The 23,547-nt window shown below is 66.1% G+C and carries 23 protein-coding genes and 1 pseudogene; 12 read left to right on the top strand and 12 right to left on the bottom strand.

Annotation, left to right across the window (positions count from 1 at the left end; translation table 11 throughout):
• Window positions 1-9: 9 nt before the first annotated feature.
• On the top strand, window positions 10-768 hold the full coding sequence (locus tag ACUXVE_RS14565) for a hypothetical protein (protein ID WP_445514673.1): 759 nt from the start codon (window positions 10-12) through the stop codon (window positions 766-768).
• Between the two features lie 166 nt (window positions 769-934).
• On the opposite strand, the gene ACUXVE_RS14560 is transcribed toward ACUXVE_RS14565, so the two are convergent.
• Entirely contained in the window at window positions 935-3,103 is a 2,169-nt protein-coding gene (locus tag ACUXVE_RS14560) for a M3 family metallopeptidase (protein WP_222388829.1), read from the bottom strand.
• Window positions 3,104-3,262: 159 nt separating this feature from the next.
• On the opposite strand from ACUXVE_RS14560, the pseudogene ACUXVE_RS14555 reads away from it, so the two are divergent.
• Window positions 3,263-3,736: pseudogene (locus ACUXVE_RS14555) on the top strand (glutathione peroxidase); the annotation flags it as partial.
• Window positions 3,737-3,746: 10 nt separating this feature from the next.
• Here the strand turns inward: ACUXVE_RS14555 and ACUXVE_RS14550 are convergent.
• The 4 genes from ACUXVE_RS14550 to sigJ all read right to left on the bottom strand — a co-directional run bounded on the left by ACUXVE_RS14550 (window position 3,747) and on the right by sigJ (window position 8,055).
• Window positions 3,747-4,526 (bottom strand): ferredoxin--NADP reductase, encoded by a 780-nt coding sequence (locus tag ACUXVE_RS14550; RefSeq protein ID WP_025876750.1) that lies wholly within the window; start codon window positions 4,524-4,526, stop codon window positions 3,747-3,749.
• Window positions 4,527-4,605: 79 nt separating this feature from the next.
• Window positions 4,606-6,477: an ABC transporter ATP-binding protein gene (locus ACUXVE_RS14545; RefSeq protein ID WP_445514672.1), complete on the bottom strand. Its 1,872-nt coding sequence runs from the start codon at window positions 6,475-6,477 to the stop codon at window positions 4,606-4,608.
• A gap of 195 nt (window positions 6,478-6,672) precedes the next feature.
• Window positions 6,673-7,122 carry a carboxymuconolactone decarboxylase family protein gene (locus ACUXVE_RS14540; RefSeq protein ID WP_222388836.1) on the bottom strand — a complete coding sequence of 150 codons (450 nt, stop codon included), beginning with the start codon at window positions 7,120-7,122 and terminating at the stop codon, window positions 6,673-6,675.
• Between the two features lie 36 nt (window positions 7,123-7,158).
• Window positions 7,159-8,055 (bottom strand): RNA polymerase sigma factor SigJ, encoded by an 897-nt coding sequence (gene sigJ / locus ACUXVE_RS14535; protein WP_445514671.1) that lies wholly within the window; start codon window positions 8,053-8,055, stop codon window positions 7,159-7,161.
• Window positions 8,056-8,202: 147 nt separating this feature from the next.
• On the opposite strand from sigJ, the gene ACUXVE_RS14530 reads away from it, so the two are divergent.
• The 3 genes from ACUXVE_RS14530 (at window position 8,203) to ACUXVE_RS14520 (ending at window position 10,963) form a co-directional block, all read left to right on the top strand.
• Window positions 8,203-9,720, top strand: a complete 1,518-nt coding sequence (locus ACUXVE_RS14530) for a fumarate hydratase (RefSeq protein WP_445514670.1) — start codon at window positions 8,203-8,205, stop codon at window positions 9,718-9,720.
• A gap of 250 nt (window positions 9,721-9,970) precedes the next feature.
• Window positions 9,971-10,273 (top strand): hypothetical protein, encoded by a 303-nt coding sequence (locus ACUXVE_RS14525; protein WP_093819214.1) that lies wholly within the window; start codon window positions 9,971-9,973, stop codon window positions 10,271-10,273.
• A gap of 54 nt (window positions 10,274-10,327) precedes the next feature.
• Window positions 10,328-10,963 carry a glutathione S-transferase family protein gene (locus ACUXVE_RS14520; RefSeq protein WP_445514669.1) on the top strand — a complete coding sequence of 212 codons (636 nt, stop codon included), beginning with the start codon at window positions 10,328-10,330 and terminating at the stop codon, window positions 10,961-10,963.
• Window positions 10,964-11,056: 93 nt separating this feature from the next.
• Here ACUXVE_RS14520 and arsC read toward each other — a convergent pair whose 3' ends face one another.
• The 3 genes from arsC to ACUXVE_RS14505 all read right to left on the bottom strand — a co-directional run bounded on the left by arsC (window position 11,057) and on the right by ACUXVE_RS14505 (window position 13,160).
• A complete protein-coding gene (arsC, locus tag ACUXVE_RS14515; protein ID WP_445514668.1) occupies window positions 11,057-11,398 on the bottom strand; it encodes an arsenate reductase (glutaredoxin) in 342 nt (113 codons plus the stop codon).
• The gene (locus tag ACUXVE_RS14510) at window positions 11,398-12,552 is read right to left on the bottom strand and encodes a phospholipase A (RefSeq protein ID WP_093819023.1); all 1,155 of its coding nucleotides are present in this window, start codon (window positions 12,550-12,552) and stop codon (window positions 11,398-11,400) included. The genes arsC and ACUXVE_RS14510 overlap by 1 nt, the downstream gene beginning before the upstream one ends.
• Before the next feature lie 122 nt (window positions 12,553-12,674).
• Window positions 12,675-13,160 carry a DUF456 domain-containing protein gene (locus ACUXVE_RS14505; protein ID WP_093819024.1) on the bottom strand — a complete coding sequence of 162 codons (486 nt, stop codon included), beginning with the start codon at window positions 13,158-13,160 and terminating at the stop codon, window positions 12,675-12,677.
• A 236-nt stretch (window positions 13,161-13,396) separates the two neighbouring features.
• On the opposite strand from ACUXVE_RS14505, the gene ACUXVE_RS14500 reads away from it, so the two are divergent.
• A complete protein-coding gene (locus ACUXVE_RS14500) occupies window positions 13,397-13,606 on the top strand; it encodes a cold-shock protein (protein ID WP_025876765.1) in 210 nt (69 codons plus the stop codon).
• Window positions 13,607-13,694: 88 nt separating this feature from the next.
• Here ACUXVE_RS14500 and ACUXVE_RS14495 read toward each other — a convergent pair whose 3' ends face one another.
• Together ACUXVE_RS14495 and ACUXVE_RS14490 are read right to left on the bottom strand one after the other, a co-directional pair.
• The gene (locus ACUXVE_RS14495; RefSeq protein ID WP_093819025.1) at window positions 13,695-14,189 is read right to left on the bottom strand and encodes a glycine zipper 2TM domain-containing protein; all 495 of its coding nucleotides are present in this window, start codon (window positions 14,187-14,189) and stop codon (window positions 13,695-13,697) included.
• Between the two features lie 130 nt (window positions 14,190-14,319).
• A complete protein-coding gene (locus ACUXVE_RS14490; RefSeq protein WP_222388845.1) occupies window positions 14,320-14,757 on the bottom strand; it encodes a hypothetical protein in 438 nt (145 codons plus the stop codon).
• A gap of 79 nt (window positions 14,758-14,836) precedes the next feature.
• Here ACUXVE_RS14490 and ACUXVE_RS14485 point away from each other — a divergent pair, with 79 nt between their 5' ends.
• Window positions 14,837-15,664 (top strand): tRNA threonylcarbamoyladenosine dehydratase, encoded by an 828-nt coding sequence (locus ACUXVE_RS14485; protein ID WP_093819027.1) that lies wholly within the window; start codon window positions 14,837-14,839, stop codon window positions 15,662-15,664.
• Between the two features lie 78 nt (window positions 15,665-15,742).
• Here ACUXVE_RS14485 and ACUXVE_RS14480 read toward each other — a convergent pair whose 3' ends face one another.
• Complete coding sequence (locus ACUXVE_RS14480) at window positions 15,743-16,513, bottom strand: TatD family hydrolase (protein ID WP_445514667.1); 771 nt, start codon at window positions 16,511-16,513, stop codon at window positions 15,743-15,745.
• Window positions 16,510-16,725 (bottom strand): DUF6116 family protein, encoded by a 216-nt coding sequence (locus ACUXVE_RS14475; protein WP_093819029.1) that lies wholly within the window; start codon window positions 16,723-16,725, stop codon window positions 16,510-16,512. The genes ACUXVE_RS14480 and ACUXVE_RS14475 overlap by 4 nt, the downstream gene beginning before the upstream one ends.
• Before the next feature lie 163 nt (window positions 16,726-16,888).
• Between ACUXVE_RS14475 and ACUXVE_RS14470 the strand changes: the two genes are divergently transcribed.
• From ACUXVE_RS14470 to asnB, 5 genes are all read left to right on the top strand, one after another.
• Window positions 16,889-17,728, top strand: coding sequence for a glycine zipper 2TM domain-containing protein (locus ACUXVE_RS14470; RefSeq protein ID WP_093819030.1), 840 nt, complete (start codon window positions 16,889-16,891; stop codon window positions 17,726-17,728).
• 98 nt (window positions 17,729-17,826) lie between these two features.
• Window positions 17,827-18,369, top strand: a complete 543-nt coding sequence (locus tag ACUXVE_RS14465) for a GNAT family N-acetyltransferase (protein WP_093819031.1) — start codon at window positions 17,827-17,829, stop codon at window positions 18,367-18,369.
• A 158-nt stretch (window positions 18,370-18,527) separates the two neighbouring features.
• Window positions 18,528-19,187 carry a glutathione S-transferase family protein gene (locus ACUXVE_RS14460; protein ID WP_445514666.1) on the top strand — a complete coding sequence of 220 codons (660 nt, stop codon included), beginning with the start codon at window positions 18,528-18,530 and terminating at the stop codon, window positions 19,185-19,187.
• A gap of 89 nt (window positions 19,188-19,276) precedes the next feature.
• Entirely contained in the window at window positions 19,277-21,556 is a 2,280-nt protein-coding gene (locus ACUXVE_RS14455; protein ID WP_445514665.1) for a thiamine pyrophosphate-dependent enzyme, read from the top strand.
• A 3-nt stretch (window positions 21,557-21,559) separates the two neighbouring features.
• The gene (gene asnB / locus ACUXVE_RS14450; protein WP_445514664.1) at window positions 21,560-23,503 is read left to right on the top strand and encodes an asparagine synthase (glutamine-hydrolyzing); all 1,944 of its coding nucleotides are present in this window, start codon (window positions 21,560-21,562) and stop codon (window positions 23,501-23,503) included.
• Window positions 23,504-23,547 lie beyond the last annotated feature (44 nt).

Below are 23,547 nucleotides of genomic sequence, written 5' to 3'. Positions count from 1 at the left end.
CGTTGCAGCATGGGTTGGGACATCACCTACCATCCAATCGCGGATTCGGAGATCCGTGACATCTATTTCCGTGCGCTGGAGGACGCGACTCTGGTCAATGCGTTGCAGCAGCAGTTCCGGATCGAGCCGTTCTACATGGAGCAGCTGCAGGAACGCATCGAGGAGGCTCGCTCGATCAGCGCAGGAGTGCCTTTCGAGAAGGGGCACGCTTTGTACCTGGCGATCGTGGCCGGTCACCTGCGCCGGTATCACTATCTGCGCGGGAGCGCCCTTTCGTTTTTCATCGACGATCCGGTGGTTGCCCGCTATTTCGCGGACTGGCGGCAACTGGTGCCGTTGCAATGGGCAGACGCTGCCGCCCGCAACCATCTGCGTGAAAACTATGGTGGTGGCGTGTTCATCACGCATGCCCGTCTGAAGCAATTGCGCGCGGATTATGCAGTGGACGGCGCGCTGGCTGCGCGTCTGGAGGAGCTGTTCTCCGATGGTCGCCTGGTTGTTTTCTGGCGTGTTGTCGATGACGCGATCGCCAGCGGATGCGGATTGCTGGAGGCCAGTGAGGTGGTCGAGCCGAACCCGATGGATCTCAATGCATCGACCAGCTTAAGCAATCTGATGAACTGCGCGCCGGAAGGTGCGTTGCTGTATGCGGAGGCCGCCTCGGCCCAGCTGGCGGAGTTCATGGCGGGAGCTTCGGATCCGGTGGCGGTCGATACTGCTCCCGCAGCTCCACAGAAACGATGGTGGGAGCGGCTGTTTCGGCGGTGACCAGAGAGCATCCACGCATGGCGTGGATTTATTGCGACCACGCAATCGTGCAGTGGATCCACGCGATGCATGGATGGGTAGATCCACGCCCTGTGTGGATGAACCAACAAAAAAAACCGCCCGGTCTCCCGGGCGGTTTTCGTTTCATGCCATGCGGTGCCGGCGATCAGTTGCCGGTGCCGGTCAGGCCACGCTTTTCCAGCAACGGTTCGATCTGCGGCTCGTGGCCAGCGAAATCGCGGAACAGCTGCATCGCATCCACGCTGCCGCCCTTGGACAGCAGGGTCGCGCGGAAGTGGTCGCCGTTCTTGCGGCTCAGGCCACCGTTGTCGCGGAACCACTTCTGGGTGTTGGCGTCGAGCACTTCCGACCAGATGTAGGCGTAGTAGCCGGCCGAGTAGCCGCCCATGATGTGGCTGAAATACGGGGTCCTGTAACGCGGCGGAACCGGCGCGTAGTAGATGCCGTCCTTCTCCAGCGCGGCGCGCTCGAAGGCCATCACGTCCTTGGCGGCCGGTACCTGGTCCGGGCCGATCTGGTGCCAGCGCTGGTCGAGCATGGCGGCGCCCAGGTATTCGGTGGTGGCAAAGCCCTGGTTGAACTTGGCCGCGGCCAGCACCTTGTCCAGCAGTGCCTGCGGCATTGCCGAGCCATTCTGGTAGTGCTTGGCGTAGTTCTTCAGGATGGCCGGATTGTCGGCCCACATCTCGTTGACCTGCGAGGGGAACTCGACGAAGTCGCGCGGCACCGCGGTGCCCGAGAAGTACGGGTACTTCACATTCGAGAACATGCCATGCAGGGCGTGGCCGAACTCGTGGAAGGTGGTGCTCACTTCATCCCAGGTCAGCAGGGTCGGCTGGCCGGCCGGCGGCTTGGGAATGTTCAGGTGGTTGGCCACCACCGGCTTGAAACCGGTCAGCTTGGACTGCGAGACGTACGAGTTCATCCACGCACCGCCGCGCTTGGAGGCGCGTGCGTACGGGTCGAAGATGAAGATCGCCAGCTGGCTGCCATCGGCATCGAACACGTCATAGACGGTGACGTCATCGTGGTAGACCGGCAGGTCGGTGCGCTGCTTGAAGGTCAGGCCGAATTCCTGGTTGGCGGCGAAGAACACGCCGTTCTCCAGCACGTTCTTCATCTCGAAGTACGGCTTCAGCTGCGATTCGTCGAAGTTGTACTTGGCCTGGCGCACCTTCTCGCTGTAGAAGGCCCAGTCCCACGGCTCCAGCTTGAAGGTCGGCTTGCCGGCGGCCTTCTGTTCCTGGTCGATCATTGCCTGCAGGTCGGCGGCTTCGCGCTTGGCGTTGGCCACCGCTGCCGGGGCCAGCTTGCCGAGCATCGCATTGACCGCTTCAGGGGTCTTGGCGGTCTGGTTGGTCAGGTTGTAGGCGGCGAAGTTGGCAAAGCCCATCAGCTTGGCCTTGTCGGCGCGCAGCTGCATGATGCGCGCGACCAGCGCGGTGTTGTCGAACTCACCGCCGCGGCTGCCGCGGGTGGTGGACGCTTCGTAGATCTTCTGGCGCAGGGCACGATTGGCCAGGTTGGTCAGCGGCGGCTGGCCGGTGGTGTTGAGCAGGGTGATCACGTACTTGCCGTCCAGGCCACGGGCCTTGGCGGCTTCGGCGGCAGCGGCGATCTGCTCCTTGGACAGGCCGTCCAGTTCCTTGACGTCGTTGACGGTGATCGCCGAAGCGTTCACTTCCGACTGCACGTTCTGGCTGAACTTGGTGCCGAGGTTGGCCAGCTCGGCGTTCATTTCCTTCAGCTTGGTCTTGTCGGCCTCGGACAGCTTGGCGCCGGCGCGCACGTAGTTGTCGTAGTACTTCTCGACCAGGCGAACGCCTTCAGCGTCCAGGCCCAGGGTGGCGCGGCTGTCATACAGCGCCTGGATGCGCGCGAACAGCTTGCCGTTGAGCGCGATCGCATCGCTGTGCGCGGCGAACTTCGCCGAATAGTCGGCCTGCAGCTTCTTGCGGGTGTCGTTGGTGTCGGCGCCGACCAGGCTGAAGAACACGGTGGTCGCACGGTCCAGGGTGTCACCGCTCTTTTCCAGGGCGATGATGGTGTTGTCGAAGGTCGGCTTGGCCTTGGTGTTGGCGATCGCCTCCACTTCCTTCAGCTGCTGCGCCATGCCGGCGTCGAACGCCGGGGCGAAGTCGCTGTCCTTGATCTTGTCGAACTGCGGGAAATGCAGCGGCAGCGGGCTGTCGGCGAAGAACGGATTGGCCTGCTGGGCATTGGCAGCGGCGGCCGGGGCGGCAGCGCTGGCCGAATAGGCGGGCAGGGCAAGGCCGAGGGTCATGGCCACGGCAAGGGCAAGGCGGGTGGTCAAGGTCGATACTCCGGTAAGGCAAACAAGGGCCCGAGGGTAACCCGGCCCGGCGCGCGCGCACTTGTGTCAAAAGGCATGTTGGCAAAGCCGCCCTGCAGCAGGGCCACCCCATGGGTGGCTGCCCGGGTACCATGCAATCACCGCCCACGGCCCACCGCCATGACCACTGCCTACGATTTCAGCTTCCGTGACCTTGAAGGCCAGCCGCAGGCGTTGGCGCAGTACCAGGGCCGTCCGCTGCTGCTGGTCAACGTGGCCAGCCGCTGTGGCTTCACCCCGCAGTACACCGGGTTGGAACAGCTGTGGCAGGACTATCGTGATCGCGGCCTGGTGGTGATCGGCTTTCCCTGCAACCAGTTCGGTGCGCAGGAGCCAGGCGATGCTGCGCAGATCCGCCAGTTCTGTTCGATCGATTACCCGGTCAGCTTCCCGCTGTCGCAGAAGATCGAGGTCAACGGCGAGGGTGCCGACCCGCTGTGGGCATGGCTGTCGCAGCAGAAGCGCGGGCTGCTGGGCATCGCCCGCATCAAGTGGAACTTCAGCAAGTTCCTGGTCGATCGCCAGGGCCAGGTGGTGGATCGCTATGCGCCGACCACCAAGCCGGAGCAGCTGCGCGGCGGCATCGAGGCGCTACCGAGGCGGCTTATTTCTCGACGAACGCGCGCTCGAACACGTAGTGCCCGGGCGTACCGATGCGCGGCGAAGTCTGGAAGCCACGGCTGTCCAGCACGGTGCGCAGGTCGGCCAGCATCTGCGGGCTGCCGCAGATCATCGCGCGGTCGTTTTCCGGGCTCAGCTCGGGCAGGCCGAGCGTACGCTGCATCTCGCCGCTTTCCATCAGCGAGGTCAGGCGGCCCTGGTTGGGGAACGGCTCGCGGGTCACCGCCGGGTAGTACAGCAGCTTGTCGCCGACCATTTCGCCCAGGAACTCATGCTCGCGCAGTTCCTTCTCGAAATAATCGCGATAGGCCAGGTCCTTTTCGTAGCGCACACCGTGGCACAGGATCACCTTGTCGAAGCGCTCGTAGGTCTCCGGGTCCTTGATTACCGACAGCCACGGTGCCAGGCCGGTGCCGGTGCCCAGCAGGTACAGGTGCTTGCCCGGGTGCAGGTCGCTGATCAGCAGGGTGCCGGTGGGCTTCCTGCCGACCAGTACCTTGTCGCCTGGCTTGATGTGCTGCAGGCGCGAGGTCAACGGTCCGTCCTGCACCTTGATGCTGAAGAACTCCAGCTGTTCTTCCCAGTTGGCGCTGGCGATGGAGTACGCGCGCAGCAGCGGCCGCGCATCGGTCTCCAGGCCGATCATCACGAACTGGCCGTTCTCGAAGCGGAAACCGCTGTCACGGGTGAGGGTGAAGCTGAAGTAGGCGTCGGTCCAGTGGCGGACCTCAAGCACCGTTTCGGCGCCGAAAGCGGAGGACATGGGCGTATCTATTGGAAGTCGTCGGGACAATTCTATCTCAAATGAGATAGGTTCTCATTAGGCGGAACGAGAGGCGTTCTCAGCGATAACCGGCCGCCTGCAGTTCGAACAGTTCGGCATAGCGGCCGCCCTGTGCCATCAGCTGCGCGTGCGTGCCGCTGGCTTCGATCCGGCCATCGGCCAGCACCAGGATGCGGTCGGCCATGCGTACTGAAGAGAAGCGGTGGGAAATCAGCACTGCCGTACGATTATCCGCCAATTCCCTGAACCGCTGGAACACCTCGAACTCGGCGCGGGCGTCCAGTGCCGCGGTGGGCTCGTCCAGGATCATCACCTGTGCATCGCGCATCCACGCACGGGCGATGGCGATCTTCTGCCACTGCCCACCGGACAGGTCCACGCCCTGCTGGAAGCGGCGGCCGATCTGCTGGTCGTAGCCGCCGGGCAGGGCAGCGATCACTTCCTCGGCCATGCCGCGGCGGGCGGCATCGGAGATCCGTGCGCGATCGTCCATCGCTTCGACCTTGCCGACACCGATGTTCTCGCCGGCACTGAGGTTGTAGCGCACGAAGTCCTGGAAGATCACGCCCAGATTGGCGCGCAGGTCGTCCAGGTCGTAGTCACGCAGGTCGCGCCCATCCAGCAGGATGCGGCCCTCGTCCGGTTCGTACAGGCGTGCCAGCAGCTTGACCAGGGTGGTCTTGCCCGCGCCGTTCTCGCCGACCAGTGCCAGTACTTCGCCCGCGTGCAGGCGGAAATCGAGGTGGCGCACGGCCCATTGCTCGGCATCGGGGTAGCGGAAGCCCACGTCCTCGAACACGAAGCCGTCGCGGATCGGCTGCGGCACGCGCACCGCGTCCTTTCGCGAATGGATTTCCGGTTCGATCTGGAAGAACGAATACAGGTCGTCCAGGTACAGCGCCTGGCTGGCCACCTGCGAGAACCCGATCAGCAGGCCTTCCAGCAACTGGCGCAGGCGCAGGAAGCTGCCGGCGAGAAAGGTCAGGTCACCGATCGAGAAATCGCCACGCACCGTGCGCCAGGCGATATAGGCATACGCGGTATAGTAGCCCAGCGTGCCCAGCGCGGCCAGCAACGTGCCCCAGAACGCCCGCCGCCGGGCAAGCGCGCGGTTGGCCAGGAACAGTGCCGCCGACAGGCTGCGGTAGCGGTCGACCAGGAACCGGTGCAGGTTGAAGATCTTTACTTCCTTGGCCGTCTCCACGCTGGCACCGAGCTGGCGCAGGTAGTCCAGCTGGCGGCGCTCCGGCGTCCACAGGAAGTTGAGGCTGTAGCCGGCCGCATTGAAGTGCGACTCGCCGATGAAGGCCGGCACCAGCGCCAGCGCCAGCAGCAGGATCAGCCACGGTGCGTAGACCAGCAGGCCGACGGCCAGGCTGGCAACGGTGATCGCATCCTGCACCTGGCCGAACAGCTGGCTCATCAGGTTCATCCGGCCCATGGTCTGGCGCCGTGCGCGGTCCAGCTTGTCCTGCAGGTCCGGGTCCTCGAAATCCTCCAGGTCCAGGGTCGCTGCATGTTCCATCAGGCGCACGCTGGTGGCGTTGGCGAACAGCTCCGACAACAGCGCATCGGCATAGCTGACCAGCCGGCCGAGCAGGTCCGAGGCGATCGCCAGGCCGAATTCCAGTGCCAGCAGGCCGAGCAGTGGATTGAGCAGGCCGCTGGACAGCGCCTCGCCCAGCGGCGGAAAACCGGCTCCGTGCTGGCTCAGGTGCAGGGCGGTATCGATGATCAGCTTGCCGACGTACAACATCGCCACCGGCAGCAGCGCACGGATCAGGCGCAGCCCGAGGCTGGCCAGGGTGAGCGCGCGGCTGGTCTGCCACACCTGGCGCAGGAACGGCGGCAGGTTGCGCATCGCCTTGAAGCGTTGGCGCAGGCTGGGTTTCTTGGCGCCGGCAGCGCCGGCAATGGAAGAGGCGGGCATGCCGCCATTGTGCGCGCCTGATACGTGCAGGTGGGGTCAGGGCAGTCGTGTGGCCGCACGGGGTCGGATCCGTTCGCATTGCGAGGGGGTCCGACCCAACCACATCCACGCATGGCGTGGATCTACCGTGTCGACCAAGGTCGACACCTACCAATCCAGAGCAGCGGGAACCTGACCCACCCGGCTGGCCCCCTTTTACGGCAGCGGCGGCAGCAGCCCAGCCCCCAGCCGGTTCCAGGCATTGATCACTGCAATGCCCATGCTCAGGTCACTGATGCCTTTTTCATCAAAGTGAGGTGCCAGCGCATCGAACGCCGCCTGCGACGGTGCGCCATCGGTCAACCGGGTCAGCGCCTCGGCCCAGCCCAGCGCCGCGCGCTCGCGGTCGTCGAAGAAGCGGCTTTCGTGCCAAGCGGGCAGCGTATCCAGCTTGCGCGGTTCGATGCCGCCCTTGCGCAGCGCGGTGCCGTGCATGTCCATGCAGTAGCCGCAGCCGTTGAGCTGCGACACGCGCAGAAACACCAGTTCCATCAACGTCGGATCGATCGAACTGTCATGCACCGCCTTGCTGGTGGCGAGCAGGCCCTTGAAGGCATCGGCGGCCAGGCGGGCGTAGGGAACGCGGGGAGAGGCGTGGTCGGACATTTTCGGCTCCACGGCGGCCACGGTGGCCGCCTTTCATTACAAGGACGCCGCAGCATCGCCGCGCGTGACAACCGACGGCAATTTGTTCGGATTCAGTACGCTGTACACATTGGCGATGCGGCCATCGACCACCTCGATGGTGGTGACCGAGTGCAGGTGGTCGCCTTCGAAACGCAGGATCGCCGGTTCGCCATTGACGTAGCCGAGCTGTGCCGGATGCGCCGCGCCGCGACGGGCGATGGCCCAGTACAGGCGGCCGATACGCTCGGCGCCCAGCAGTGGCCGCACCGCTGCGGTGACCACGCCACCACCATCGGAAACCAGCAGCGCGTTGGCATGCAGCAGCGCCTGGATGGCCTCGCTGTCGCCGCGCTGGGAGGCGTCCATGAAACGCGCCAGCAGCTGCCGGTGCTGGCTGGCATCGGCATTGAAGCGCGGCCGCCCAGACTGCAGGCGCTGCCGGGCCCGGTGCACCAGCTGCCGGCAATTGGCCTCGCTGTGGCCGATCAGCTCGGCAATCTCGCGGTAGTCGTGGTCGAAGGCTTCCTTCAGCAGGAAGGCGGCGCGCTCCTCCGGTCCGAGCTGTTCGAGCAGGGTCAGGAAGGCCACGGAGACGTCGTCGGCCAGCGCGTGCAGCTGCGCAGGGCCGGGCGCCGGGTCGGGTTCGAGGGTGATCGCCAGCGGTTCGGCCAGCCACGGGCCGACATAGTGGATACGTTCACGCTTGGCTACCCGCAGCCGGTCCAGCCCCAGCCGGGTGGTGGTGGTCACCAGCCAGGCCTCGGGGTCGACGATGGCGGCCGCATCGCTGCCGGCCCAGCGCAGCCAAGCGTCCTGAACCACGTCCTCGGCGTCGCTGCGGCTGCCAAGAAGGCGGTAGGCCAGCGCCATCAGGCGCGGGCGGTGGGTCTGGAAGGCGGTTTCGGCGTTCATGTGGGCAAGGACGCGCCAGCGGGGCGCAGCGTGACAGAGGGCAGGGTCGGATCTTGCCGGCCAGCGGCCGGCACCACCACCCCACGGTCGAGGGAGGGGGTAAAATGGGCGGATTACCCCCGCCAGCCTTCAGCAAGCGAGCAATCCGTGACATCGATCAAGCAGGAAGACCTCATCCAGTCCGTCGCCGACGCGCTGCAGTACATCTCGTACTACCACCCGGTCGACTACATCAAGAACCTCGCCGCCGCCTATGAGCGCGAGGAGTCGCCGGCAGCGAAGGAGGCGATCGCGCAGATCCTGATCAACTCGCGGATGTGCGCCGAAGGCCATCGGCCGATCTGCCAGGACACCGGCATCGTCACCGTGTTCCTGGAAATCGGCATGGACGTGCGCTGGGATGACGCCAGCATGGGCGTGGAGGACATGGCCAACGAAGGCATCCGCCGCGCCTACCTGTACCCGGACAACAAGCTGCGCGCTTCGGTGCTGGCCGATCCAGCCGGCAAGCGCATCAATACCAAGGACAACACGCCGGGCGTGGTCAACGTCAAGGTGGTGCCGGGCAACACCGTGGAGGTGATCGTTGCCGCCAAGGGCGGTGGCTCGGAAGCCAAGACCAAGTTCGCCATGCTCAACCCGTCAGACTCGATCGTCGACTGGGTGCTGAAGACCGTGCCGACCATGGGCGCGGGCTGGTGCCCGCCGGGCATGCTCGGCATCGGCATCGGCGGCACTGCCGAGAAGGCGATGCTGCTGGCCAAGGAAGCGCTGATGGAGCCGATCGACATCACCGAGCTGCAGGCCCGTGGTGCGTCCAACCGCATCGAGGAGCTGCGTCTGGAGTTGTACGAGAAGGTCAACGCGCTGGGGATCGGTGCGCAGGGCCTGGGTGGCCTGACCACCGTGCTCGACATCAAGATCAACGACTACCCGACCCACGCGGCCAACCTGCCGGTGGCGATGATCCCGAACTGCGCCGCTACCCGCCATGCGCACTTCACCCTGGATGGCAGCGGCCCGGTGATGCTGGACCCGCCGTCGCTGGAAGACTGGCCGAAGCTGACCTACGACGCGTCCAAGGGCACCCGTGTGGACCTGGACACGATCACCCCGGAAGACGTGGCCAGCTGGAAGCCGGGCCAGACGCTGCTGCTCAACGGCAAGCTGCTGACCGGCCGCGACGCCGCGCACAAGCGCATGGTCGACATGCTCAACAAGGGCGAGGAACTGCCGGTCGATCTGAAGGGGCGCTTCATCTACTACGTCGGCCCGGTCGATCCGGTGCGCGACGAAGTGGTAGGCCCGGCCGGTCCGACCACCGCCACCCGCATGGACAAGTTCACCGAGCAGGTGCTGGCACAGACCGGCCTGCTGGGCATGGTCGGCAAGGCCGAGCGCGGTCCGGCCGCGATCGAGGCCATCAAGAAGCACAAGTCGGCCTACCTGATGGCCGTCGGTGGTTCGGCTTATCTGGTGTCCAAGGCGATCAAGGCGGCCAAGGTCGTCGGCTTTGCGGACCTGGGCATGGAAGCGATCTACGAGTTCACCGTGGAAGACATGCCGGTGACCGTGGCCGTCGATTCCACCGGCGAGTCGGTGCACAAGACCGGCCCGCGCGAATGGCAGGCCCGCATCGGCAAGATTCCCGTCGTGGTGGAGTGATCGGCGCGGCGTCGACCACGCCCGTCCGATTGCAGAACGGCGCCCGGGTGGCGCCGTTCTTCGTTTAACGATTGCAACCGCGCGGCTTTGCTAGGGTGTGCGCGTTGCCAGGGAAGGAAAGCTGCTTGTGCATCAAGGAATACGCAGTGTTTTCGCCGCAGTCGCCCTTGCCTGGCAGTCTGCCGTTCTATTGAACAAGGAGCGTCCTGTGAACCCGTTGCGCAGCTTTTCCCTTGTCATCCTGCTGGTCATGGCCGGCTGCAGTACGTCATCTTCGTCGTATGGCGGTGGCGGCGGCTTCAGTGCCGGTGCCCAGTGCCAGATGCAGTGCCAGGCCAGCTATCGCAGCTGCATGGCCGAAGGCCAGGGGATCGGCAGCCGCCAGTCCAGCTGCGAGCAGCAGGTGGCACCCACGCCGGACCACCGCTGCAAGGACATCGAGCATCCGGAACTGCGTCGTTCCTGCGAGTTGAAGGCGCACGACTGTACGCTGCGGGCACCGATGATGGGCTGCGGCGAGCGGCGTGATACCTGCATGAGCACCTGCGGCTGACCGCGCCGGGGACAGCGCGCATAATCAGCCGTTCCCCGCCCAGGACAGGTCCTAATGCGCACCACCTTGTATGGTTCCCCCAGCACCGCCTCGCTGGTGGTGCATTGGCTGCTGATCGAGCTCGGCATCGAGCACGAACTGCTGCTGCTCGATTTCGATACGCGCGAGCACAAATCAGCCGGCTATCTGGCGCTCAATCCGGCGGGCAGGGTGCCGACCCTGTTGATCGACGGCCAGGTGCTGACCGAGGCGGCCGCGATCGCGCTGTATCTGGCAGACCGTCATCCGCAGGCAGGGTTGCTGCCTGCCGTCGGCACGCCGGCACGCGGCGAGGCCTATCGCTGGATGTTCTGGTGCGCCAACACCGTGCAGCCGGCATACCGCGCCTGGTTCTATCCGCAGGAGGCCGCGGGTGGCGAGTGCATCGAGGCTGTGCGTACGATGGCACGGCAACAGCTGGAGGCGGCGTGGCAGCACGTTGCCGCACACCTGCAGGACGGCGGTCCCTACCTGCTCGGCGATGCGCCGGGCGTGGTCGATTTCATGCTGGTGATGTTGATGCGCTGGTCACGCAACATGCCTACCCCCAGCGACCACTGGCCGGTGTTGAAGGCGTATGCGGATCGCCTGAAGGCGCGCCCGGCGTTCGCCGAGGTCTATCGCCGCGAAGGCATCACCGACTGGCGGTAACCCGTTTTGTAGGGCCGGGCCATGCCCGGCTGCATTTACGGGTGGCACGCGAACCGCAGCCGAGCATGGCTCGGCTCTACCAAAGCGGGCGGGTTACAGGATCTCCAGCACCGTTTCCGGGGGCCGGCACAGGCGGGTGCCCTTCGCGGTGCGTACCACCGGGCGGTTGATCAGCCGTGGGTGGGTGGCCATCGCGGCCAGCAGGGCGTCGTCATCGCTTCCCTGCAGGCCCAGTGCGGCAAACTCGGGTTCCTTGCTGCGCACCAGCGCGGTCGCGGCCAAGCCGGATTCGGCCAGCACCTGGCGCAGCGTGGCCACGTCGGGCGGGCTGCCGAGATAGTCGATCACCACCGGTTCGAAACCGGCGTCGCGGATCAGCTTGAGCGCCCCGCGCGAGTTGCTGCACGCGGGGTTGTGCCAGATCGTCACATCCATCAGAACCACTCCAGCAGGGACACGCCGACGCCGACGTAGGTCGCCTTGTGGTTGTAATCGATCAGGCTCTCGCCATAGCCGTCGAAGATCTGCACATGGCCGCGCAGCAGATTGCTGATCGGGAAGCCGTAGTCCAGCTGCAGCGCGCCGTGCGAGCGGTCACCGGTGCGCAGCGAATGACGTGCCATCAACGAGACTTCGTGACCCTTGTGGTTCCAGGTCAGGGTCGCGTCGCCGCGGCCCATGTAGTCCTCGATGTCCGGGTTGTTGTCGTCGCTGCGGGTCTCGGGAATGCGGTACCAGGGACGCAGCACCAGTGCCCAGTTCTCGCGGTCCAGGCCGACGTTGAGGATCACCCGGTTCCAGCTGCGCGACAGCGGATCGGCACGGCCGTTGGACTGGTGGTTGAGGCTGATGCCGGTCATCCGCCCACGCCAGCCACCGATCGAGTAGCCGTTGCGGAACACCATCATCACTTCCGGCTCGTAGTTGGTCTCGCGGAACGGGCGCGAGTCCTCGCCGTTGTAGGCCTGCCAGCGCGAACTCTGGGTATAGCCCGCCCAGACATCGCCGTTGTCGCCGAACAGGTTCTCGGCGATCTTGGTCTTGAAGCTGATCTGGAACTTCAGCTCGGCGCTGTCCAGCACCTGCGGGGTGGTCACGCTGTTGGCCGGGTTCGGCGAGTGCGGCATGGTGTTGCGGTCGCTGGTCCAGAATGCCGGCAGCAGGTACACCGGCTTGTACGCGCGCAGCTGGAACGGGCCCAGCTTGGAGTCCTCGGCCAGTTCCCAGCGGCTGTCCAGCAGCGAACCGCGGCCGGCATTGGCCAGTGCGCTGTCCGGCGCTTCGGACCGGAACAGATCGCTGACACGCTCGCGCAGCTTCTCCTCGCCCTGGCTCACCCGCGTGGTGTTGCGCTGCTCGCGGCGCGCCTGTGCAGCGGCTTCGGCGGCCGCGTCGGCTTCGGCGGTGGCCTGCGGCGTGCGCCCGAACTGGCGGTCGTAGCAGGCCAGGCGGGCGGCATCGGTGGTGATGGCCGCGCAGGCGGCCGGCGAGGCCTCGGCGCTGGGCGCGAATTCCTGGGCAGCCACAGGCGCGCTGGCCAGCGCCAACGCCAGTGGTGCAAGGCGGGGAAACAACGGAGAGAGGGTCATTGCAGCAGGCCCTTCGGAATGAATGCGGAAAGAGGGACAGTGTGGCGGCTGCATCCGGTAACGGCCAGCCCCACGGGTTTATGCCCGGCGTGTGCGTGCGCGCTGCGTGAAGGCCGCATGCCTCACAGGAACCAGGCGAAGGCGAACAGGCCCAGCATCGCGATCACCAGCGCCAGCTTCAGCGCCAGGCCCAGCAGGATGCCAAGCCAGGTGGCCAGCCCGACCTTGGTCGAGCGGCCGAGCTCGCGGGTATGCCAGTACTCGCCCAGCAGCGCGCCCAGCAACGGCCCGGCGAACAATCCGATCGGCATGAAGAACAGGCCGACGATGCTGCCAATGAAGGTGCCCCAGAGCGCTTTGCGGCTGGCGCCCACGCGCTTGGCGCCAACGACGGTGGCCAGTACGTCGACCAGCAGCGACAGCGCGGTAAGCAGGCCGAGGATCAGCAGGGTGGGCCAGCCGACATGGACGAAGCCGTCTGCCCAGGCGGCCAGCACCAGCCCGACGAAGACCAGCGGGATGCCCGGCAGGGCCGGCAGGACGATGCCGGCGATGCCGATGAGGACAAAAATGACCGCTAGCAGATACAAGATGAATGAGAGGTCCATGCTGTCCAGTATGGTTGTCTTTTTGGGGTTGACAGTGAAGGGTTTTTTCCAGTTGCTTTTTTGTTTTGGTCGGGTTAAGTTGCAGTCGCTGAGCTTGGCAAGGTCACCGTGGATCGTGGCCTGATGAAGCAAGATCATTCCGATCCGCTGCATCGATGCACCTCGCTTCCCCCTTGCTTGTCAGCCGCCCAACAGGCGTATCCAACAACAAGAGAGAGTCAAAGGGAGTTAGTGAGATGGCTGATCGCGAGAACGGTACCGTGAAGTGGTTCAATGATGCCAAGGGCTTCGGCTTCATCAGCCGGCAGAATGGCGAGGACGTGTTCGTGCACTTCCGTGCCATCGAGACCCAGGGCTTCAAGAGCCTCAAGGAAGGCCAGGCTGTGAGCTTTGAAGTGGTGCAGGGCCAGAAGGGCCTGCAGGCTGACAAGGTCCAGCCGGCGTAATACCTGCCGCTTGCCGGCATGAAAAAGGCCCGCGCAAGCGGGCCTTTTTTTGTTGCTCCGGTTCTGATCGGCCGGGGCCCGCTGCCGTTCAGCGCAGGATGACCTTGCCGTTGACCACGCGGACATAGGTGTTTTCGCGGATGCCGCCGAGGTCGCGCTGGTTGACCACGATGGTGCGGCCGTCGTCCATGCGCACGCTGATGTCATACGTATCGCTGGTGACGTTCTTCTGGATCTGGTTGCCAGCCAGTGCACCACCCACGGCGCCGGCGGCGGCGGCGATGTTCTTGTTGCCGCGGCTGCCGCCGGTGTGGTCGGAGATCTCATGGCCGGCCACCGCACCGACGATGCCGCCGAGGATCGCGCCGGTGGCGGAGGGCGCGGTACGGCCGGACTGCACGGCACTGATGCGGGTGACGATGCCGCAGTCCGCGCAGCGGCCCTGGTTGTAACCGGAGTTGTTGCCGTAGCCGCCGTTGTTGTAGCCGTTGTTGTAACCACCACCACCGTAGCCTGGCGAGGTGGCACAGCCGGCCAGGCCGACGGTTGCAATGACACTGGCGGCGATGAGCTGGATCTTCATGGGGCATCTCCTGGCCGTGAAGGCGGGTGCGTTGGGTGGTACTGCGTCATGCAGCAGGGTGAGCGAATCCTCCTCTTTCCAACGTGAACAAGGCGCCAACCACCTCGGCGTTCGCCCACTCGAAGATGAATCAGCGGAAGTCCTGATGACAGGCCCGGCAATCGTCCTGCATTGCCTGGACCTGCTGCGCCAACGCGTTGCAGTCGATGGGCGGGCTGGCCAATGCCGCATTGAGATCGGCCCGGTACTGGCTGGCGTGCTGCTGGAACTGCCGGCTGTCCTTCAATCCGGGGAAGGCCTGGTCCAGATCGTTGGACAGCAGGCGCAGCACCTGCACGCGCGGGACGCTGTCGGCCAGGCTGCAGCGGTTCTGCTGCTGAGCCTGCTGCAGCAGATCCGCCTGTCGCTGCATCACCTGCATCAGGCTGTCCGGGAACGGATCGCGGCGTGCCTGCAGTGCGCGGCCGACCATCACCGTGGCAATCAGGCCGATCAGCAGGCCCAGGCCGAGCACGAACAGATAGCGGTGGGCGGTGGACGGGCGGCGGGGTGGGCTGGCACTACTCATGGCGGGCGCTCCGGGCGTGCAACGGTGGGTTCGGCGTCGTCGTGCTGTAGTCAGGGGACCTGCACGTTAAAATAGCCCGATGAACGAACAGGTCAAACAACGCTTCGCCGGTATTGAACGGCTGTATGGCGTCGGCGCGCTCGAGCGCCTGCAGGGCAGCCGTGTTGCCGTGGTCGGCATGGGCGGCGTCGGCTCGTGGGTGGTGGAGGCGCTGGCGCGCTCGGCGGTGGGCCATCTGGCCCTGATCGATGCCGATGACATCTGCGTATCCAATACCAACCGCCAGCTGCCGGCGCTGGAAGGCAACTACGGCCGCAACAAGGCCGAGGCCATGGCCGAGCGCTGCCGGGCGATCAATCCGCAGATCGAGGTCGACGCCGTGCAGGCGTTCCTGACCCCGGCCAACATGGCCGAACTGCTGGACCGCGGTTTCGACCTGGTGATCGATGCCTGCGACAGCTTCCGGGTGAAGGTGGAGACCATCGCCTGGTGCCGCCGCCGCAAATTGCCGTTGCTGACCGTCGGCGCGGCCGGCGGCCGTACCGATCCCACCCTGGTGCGCATCCGTGATGTCTCGCGCACCGAGCATGACGCGATGCTGGCGCTGATCCGCAAGAAGCTGCGCAGTGAATTCAACTTCCCGAAGAATGCCAAGCGCTATTTCGGCGTGCCGGCGGTGTATTCGCTGGAAAACGTGAAATATCCGCAGGCCGACGGCAGCGTCTGTGGCCTGCGGCCGAACCTGGGCGCGGATGCGGCCCTGAAGCTCGATTGCGGCGCTGGCCTGGGCGCGGCCACCCACATCACCGGCGCGTTTGCGTTCGCGGCCGTGGGCAAGGCGCTGGAGATGCTGCTGGAGCCGAGGAAGGTGAAGGCCGAAGTGGCCGAGGATCACGCCGACGCGTGATCGGTAGCGCCGGGCCATGCCCGGCGAGCGCACAGCGCGACCAGCACAATGCCGCCGGGCCTGGCCCGGCGTTACCGGTCAGGCCGGCAGGTTGAACAGCCGCCGTGCGTTGTCCGTGGTGGCCTGCGACACGGCGTCCAGTTCCATCCCGCGCAGCGCGGCGATGTGGCGGGCGATGACCGCCAGCCGCGCCGGCTCGTTGCGCTGGCCACGGATGCCCGCGTCGGGCTGGTCCGGCGCATCGGTCTCCAGCAGCAACTGTTCCAGCGGCATCTCGCGGACGAGCCGCTGCAGGCGCTGCGCACGCTCGTAGGTGAGTGGTCCGCCCAGGCCGAGCAGGAATCCCAGCTTGTGCAGCTGCGCGGCCTGTTCCGGGCTGCCGGAAAAACTGTGCACCACCCCGCGCAGGCCACCGATGCGGCGGATCGCGGTGATCACCGCATCCACTGCACGGCGGGCATGCACGATCACCGGCAGATCGAACTCGCGGGCCAGCGTCAGCTGGCCGAGGAAATACTCATGCTGCGCCTCGGCATCCAGGCCCTCGACGAAGAAATCCAACCCACATTCGCCGATCGCGCAGGGGCGCTCCTGTTCGATCCATTCACGCAGTTGCGGCAGGTGTCCAGGCCGGTGCTGGTGCAGGAACATCGGGTGCAGGCCATAGGCAGGGTAGAGCCCCGTCGCCTGCTGGCAGACCTCACGCAGCTTCGGCCAGCTGGTCGCAGTGACGGCCGGAACCACCTGCATCTGCACGCCGGCATCGCGCGCGCGGTCGATGACCGCCGCGCGATCGCCATCGAATTCGCCAGCATCCAGATGGCAGTGGCTGTCGACCAGCAGGTTCAACGCTGCTCCAGGGGAGGGGGTGTGGTCGCGCTCCGGCTCTTCCAATTGGCCAGCAGCAGGGTGCCAAAGCCCAGCACCAGTTCGTCGACGAACGGAATCGGGTCGGGGATGAACAGGGTCAGCACGAACAGGCCGGCGGTCAGCTTGAACAGGGTGGGGTAGCGCAGCCGGCGTGCCCATTGCAGGACCGGCAGCAGCATCGGGTTGGCCATGGCGGAGGTCCTCCTGGGGAATGTGCAAACGCTACCACGGGCCCAGCATTTCCAGATGCTGAATGGGTTACGGCGACGAGCAGGAAATGTGGAGATTCCGTTCAGGCACCGCATGCTGCAATCTGGCCTGAGAACGTTGCGGACGGTCCGCAAGGAGCAGGTCATGAAAAGCACAACTACAACTGTCCTGGTCGCAGCGGGCGCGCTGCTGGTCGGTGGTATCGCAACCGCCGCCTTCATGAAGAGCGGCGACAAGTCGCCCGAGCAGCTGAGCGCCGGAAATCCGAGTGAATCGCGCCTGGTCGATGGCAACGCCACCGACGATGGCGCGCGCGGCAACGCAGTGGACGCCAGCGCGCCGCGCGGCCTGGAATACGCCGATGTGCTGAAGGTCGATCCGATCACCGAGAAGCAGAAGGCCTATGCCACCGTGATCGGCACCGATCCGGTACGCGAGACGTCCACCACCCAGACCCCGCATGAGGTCTGCCAGGACGTGGTGGTGCAGGAACGCCTGCCCGAGCGTGACGGCAACGTCGGTGGCACCGTGGTCGGCGCCGTGGTTGGTGGCCTGCTGGGCAACCAGGTCGGCGGCGGCAATGGCAAGAAGGCCGCGACCGCTGCCGGTGCCGTGGCCGGCGGCTTCATCGGCAACCAGGTCGACAAGCGCCATGTGGGTGGCCGTGTGGTCAACCGCACCGAGCGCCAGTGCCACACCGAAACGGCGACCTCCGAGTCGAGCCGTGTCACCGGCTACAACGTGACCTACCGCAATGAAGACGGCACCACCGGCACGATGCGCATGGGCAGCAAGCCGGGCAACCGCATTGCCATGGGCACCAGTGACGTGGTCAAGGGCTACAACGTGACCTACCGCTACGACGGCGCAGAGAAGACCGTGCGCATGGACAACAAGCCGTCCAGCGATCGCCTGCCGGTGGTGGATGGGCAGCTGGTCACCCAGACGGCTGCAGCCGGCGACGCGACCGCGAACCGTCAGTAATTGTCCGGCAACATGGGCAACGAACAGGCCAGCCTCTGCTGGCCTGTTTTTTTATGGGTGGGGTTCATCCACGCGTGGTGTGGCTCTACCATGACGCCATGAGCATCTTCGACCTGCGCATCGAAACCGAACGCCTGATCCTGCGTCCGCCGCAGCGGCAGGACTACGCCCCCTATCTGGCATTCTGCGCCGATGAAGAAGTGATGCGCACGCTGGGCGGTGTGCAGGCACCCTCGGTGGCATGGCGCAGCTTCTGCAGCCTGGCCGGCGCATGGCAGCTGTTCGGCTTCTCGATGTTCAGCGTGATCGAGAAATCCAGCGGTGAATGGATCGGTCGCATGGGGCCGTGGCAGCCGCAGGACTGGCCCGGCACCGAGGTCGGCTGGAGCATCCGCCGGGCCAGTTGGGGCAAGGGCTACGCACCGGAGGCGGCGATCGCAGCCATCGACTGGGCATTCGATACGCTGGGTTGGGAGGAGGTGATCCACACCATCGCCGAAGACAACGAGAATTCGAAGGTGGTTGCACGCAAGCTCGGCAGTACGCTGCTGCGCATGGGGCAGTTGCCACCGCCCTATGAAGGAAAGCCGCTGGAAATCTGGGGGCAATCGCGCGGGCAGTGGCAACAGCGCACACGCTGAGCGCTGGCCGGCAGTCGCCCCAATCCAGCTGCATCGAGGTTGCCGGCCAGCGGCCGGCACCCCCGCATCGCCATGCTGCACCCGCGCTTGGCAATCGCCAGATGGCTTGCCAGACTGCGGGCAGCCGGCTGCAGGCCGGGACCTCCCTGGAGCAGGCAATGGTGGAAGAACGCAGTGCGTTGACGGTGCATGGCATGTCGGTCTCGGGCAATTGCCACAAGGTGCGCCTGTTGCTGGAGCAGCTCGGCAGCCGCTACCGCTGGGTGGAGGTGGACAGCGCCCACGGCCAGACCCATACCGCGGAATTTCTCGCCCTCAATCCCAATGCCAAGGTGCCGTTGATCGTGCGCGACGACGGCCGCGTGCTGACCGAATCCAATGCGATCCTGTTCTGGCTGGCCGAGGGAACGCCGTATCTTCCCGCCGACGGTTGGCAGCGTGCGCAGGCATTGAGCTGGATGTTCTTCGAGCAGTACACGCATGAACCCTGCGTGGCGGTGGCACGCTTCATCCGCGGCTGGACGCCGGCCGACTCGCCACGCCGTGCCGAACTGCCGCGCCTGCATGAGCGCGCTGCCAGCGCGCTGGCCGTGATGGAGCAGCATCTGCGGCAGGCGCAGTGGTTCACCGGCGATGACTACGGTATCGCCGATATCGCTCTGTTTGCCTATTCCAATGTCGCCGCAGACGGTGGCATCGCACTGGATCCATTCCCGCAGGTACGGGCCTGGTTGCAGCGGGTACGTGCGCAGCCTCGCTTCGTGCCCATGCCCGCGGTGACCGCCGAGGTGCGCGCGCGGTTCAACGCACCGGATTGATTCCCCTGCAGCGTCGGGCGTGCTCGACCAGCGGAAGGGTCGGGCAGGCCTGGCGTTACGGTCTGCAACAACGGCACGGAGGGTGTTCGATGTTCGCTGTGGTTCCTGATCCCATTCCTGCACGCATGCGTGGCCTCAACCGCGCCGAGGTCTGCGACGCCAATTTCCTCGAGGCCGTGCGCGACTGGCGCGGCATCCCGCGTCCGCGCCCGGCGCCGGATGCGCCGATCCTGCCGGGCAGCACCCTCACCGCCACCGCCTTTGGCGAACTGTTCGAATCGCAGCTGGTCAGTCGCCAGCTGGACCTGATGGCGCGCGTGCTGCGCGTGCAGAACAAGGTTTTCTACACCATCGGCTCGTCCGGTCATGAAGGCAACGCGCTGCTTGCGCGCGCCTGCCGCCACACCGATCCTGCCTTCCTGCACTACCGTTCCGGTGCGTTCATGGCCGAGCGTGCGCGGCTGGTGCCCGGCATGGATCCGGTGCGCGACGCCGCGCTGTCCTTCGCCGCCAGTGCCGATGATCCGGCCAGCGGCGGCCGTCACAAAGTGTGGGGCAGCAAGCCGCTGTGGGTGCTGCCGCAGACCTCGACCATCGCCTCGCACCTGCCCAAGGCGGTGGGTACCGCGCTGGCGATCGAGAGTGGCAGGCGCCTGAGCCAGCCGCTGCCGATTCCCGCCGACAGCATCGTGATGTGCTCTTTCGGCGATGCGTCGGCCAACCATGCCACCGCGCAGACTGCGTTCAATACCGCGATGTGGTCGGCCTACCAGAAGCTGCCGGTGCCGATCCTGTTCGTGTGCGAGGACAATGGCCTGGGTATTTCGGTGAAGACCCCTGAAGGATGGATCGCAGAGCGCTTCAGCCGGCAACCGGGCCTGGACTATTTCTTTGCCGATGGCCTGGACCTGGCGGCCGGACACGCGCAGGTGCAGGCGGCGGTCGAGCATTGCCGGCGCATGCGTCGGCCCACCTTCCTGCACCTGCGCACCACGCGGTTGATGGGCCACGCCGGTACCGACTTCGAAGTGGAATGGCGCGCATTGGCCGAGCTGTGCGCGGCCGAGGCGCAGGACCCGCTGCTGCGCTCGGCGCAGATCGCGCTGGAATCGGGCTGGATGGATGCGACGGGCGTCGAGGCCGCCTATGAAACCCTGCGCGCGCGCTGCATGGCCGCCGCCATCGATGCTGATACGCGGCCGAAGCTGCAGACATTGCAGGAAGTGATCACGCCGTTGGCACCCTATACGCCGGCAGCGGTGCAGGCCGAGGCCGAGCGCGTGGCGCCCATCGAGGCCCGGCAGGCACTGTACGGCGGCGCCGATGCGCTGCCCGAACGGCAACCGCCGCGGCATCTGGCGATACAGATCAACCATGCGCTGCAGGAGCTGCTGGGCAAGTACCCGCAGGCGCTGTTGTTTGGCGAGGACGTGGCGCAGAAGGGCGGCGTCTACACGGTGACGCGCGACCTGCTGCGCCGTTTCGGCCCGCGCCGGGTGTTCAACACGCTGCTGGACGAGACCATGATCCTGGGCATGGCCCAGGGGCTGGCCAACATGGGCATGCTGCCGATTCCGGAAATCCAGTACCTGGCCTACCTGCACAACGCCATCGACCAGGTACGCGGCGAGGCCTGCTCGCTGCAGTTCTTTTCCAACGACCAGTTCCGCAACCCGATGCTGGTACGGGTGGCCGGGCTGGGCTACCAGAAGGGGTTCGGCGGCCATTTCCACAACGACAATTCGATCACGGCGCTGCGTGACATTCCGGGGCTGGTGGTGGGCTGTCCGTCGCGTGGCGATGATGCGGTGATGATGCTGCGCACATTGGCGGCATTGGCCCGCGTGGATGGACGGGTAGCGGTGTTCCTTGAACCGATCGCCCTCTACATGACCAAGGATCTGCACGCGGCCGGCGACGGCCAGTGGTTGTTCGACTACCCCGCACCCGGGCAGGCGCTGGTGCTGGGTGAGGGCAGGGTGTATGCGCCGGATGCCAGCGATCTGGTGATCTTCACCTATGGCAACGGCGTGCCGATGGCGCTGCGCGCAGCGGTCGCCATCGAGCAGCAGCTGTGCTGGCAGGTGCGTGTGGTCGACCTGCGCTGGCTGGTGCCGTTGAATGCGGCCTTCATCGGCGCCCAGGCCGCCACCGCGCAACGGGTGCTGGTGCTGGATGAGGGGCGCCAGAGCGGCGGCATCGGCGAGGGCGTGATCACCGCGCTGGTCGAGGCCGGGCACGGCCACCTGCCATTGCGCCGGGTCTGCGGTGCCGATACCTATACGCCGCTGGCGGGGGCAGCAATGTTCGGGCTTCCAAGCGACAATACGGTGATTGGCGCCGCCCTCGACCTGGCGCAGGAACCCTGATGCATGTGTGGATTGGCGGGTATGTTGTTGCCGGCGGCGCAGACGCCGGCCGAGGTGCTGCAGGCGCAGGCGCTGGCCATGGGCCAGGCGCTGCACCATCGCGGGCCGGATGACGGCGGTACCTGGGTCGATGCTGCAGCTGGCATTGCCCTGGCCCACCGGCGCCTGAGCATCCTCGACCTTTCACCGCTGGGCCACCAGCCGATGGCCTCGGCCGACGGTCGCTATGTGATGGCCTACAACGGCGAGGTCTACAACTTCGCCACGCTGCGCGCCGAACTGGAGCCGCTGGGGCATGCGTTCCGTGGCCATTCCGATACCGAGGTGCTGTTGGCCGCGATCCTGCAGTGGGGCGTCGAGGACACCCTGCAGCGCGCCAACGGCATGTTCGCCATCGCCCTGTGGGACCGCCAGGAACAGTGCCTGTGGCTGGCCCGCGACCGGGTCGGCAAGAAGCCGCTGTACTACGGCTGGGCCGGTGATGCCCTGGTGTTCGGCTCGGAGCTGAAGGCGCTGTGGCAGCACCCGGAGTTCGACAACGATATCGACCGCGATGCGCTGACGCTGCTGCTGCGGCTGGACTACATCCCGGCACCGCACAGCATCCACCAGCGCTGCTACAAGCTGATGCCCGGGCGCGTGCTGCGGCTGGATGCGGCGGCGGTGGCGGCAGGGGCCAGCGCCCATCGCCCTGAGCAGGCGCAGCGTCCGTACTGGGACGCGCGCGCGCGCATGCAGGCGGCACTGGCCGCACCGTTCCAAGGCCGTATCGAGGAGGCCGAGGAGCAGCTGGATGGCCTGCTGCGCGATGCCGTGGCGCTGCGCATGGTCGCCGATGTGCCGGTAGGCGTGTTCCTGTCCGGCGGCACCGATTCGTCGCTGGTGGCGGCGCTGATGCAGGCGCAGAGCGGGCAGCCGGTGCACAGCTTCAGCATCGGCTTCAGCGGCTCGCACCACGACGAGGCACCGTTGGCCAGGGAATTGGCTACCCACCTTGGCTGTGATCACACCGAGCTGTATGTCAGTGGCGCCGATGCGCTGGCGGTGGTGCCGCAGCTGCCGGCAATGTTCGACGAACCCTTTGCCGATGCCTCGCAGGTGCCGACCGCGCTGGTCGCCCGCCTCGCCCGCCAGGGCGTGACCGTCGCACTGTCCGGCGATGGCGGCGATGAGCTGTTCTTCGGCTATACCCGCTATGTGCGTGCGCTGCGCAACTGGCAGATGCTGGGACGGGTGCCCGCGCCCCTGCGCCGCTGGATGGGCGCGCGTGCGCACCAGCAGGGCGAGGCGTCGCGCACCGGCGGGCTGGCCGCGTTGCTGGCCGAAACCGGCGCACGTGGCATCGGCGATGTATATCGCAACCGCATCTCGCGCTGGCGCGATCCGGCGGCCGCGGTGATCGGTGCACGCGAGGCGGGCAGCTTCTACGATCTGGCCGATCCGCTGCATGGTGCCGGTACGCCGGCCGACGCGATGATGCTCGCCGACTTCGTCAGCTATCTGCCCGACGACCTGCTGTGCAAGGTCGACCGCACCTCGATGGCGGTCAGCCTGGAGGCACGTGCGCCCTTGCTGGACTGGCGCGTGGCCGAGTTCGCCTGGTCGCTGCCGCTGGGCTTCAAGCGCAGTGAGTCGACCAGCAAGGTGCTGCTCAAGCGCGTGCTGGGGCGGTACGTGCCGCAGTCGATGGTGCACCGGCCCAAGCGTGGATTCGGCGCCCCGGTCAGTGATTGGCTGAAGGGCGACCTGAAGCCCTGGGCGGACGAACTGTTGCAGCCGGCGCGACTGGAACGCGAAGGCGTGCTGTCGGCCGCCGCCGTGCAGCCACTGTGGCAGCAGTTCCTGGGCGGCCAGCGCAAGTGGCACACGCACCTGTGGAACGTGCTGATGTTCCAGGCCTGGCAGGACCATTGGCGGCAGGTGCGTGCAGGCGTGAAGCGCGATTGATCTTCACCGGCAGGGAAGGGCGCGGCGGCTAGGCTGGCCCTCCC

The sequence above is a fragment of the Stenotrophomonas sp. 3(2025) genome, from assembly GCF_052665395.1.
Note: the sequence above shows the minus strand (reverse complement) of the source record. Positions and strands in the feature narration are given on the sequence as shown.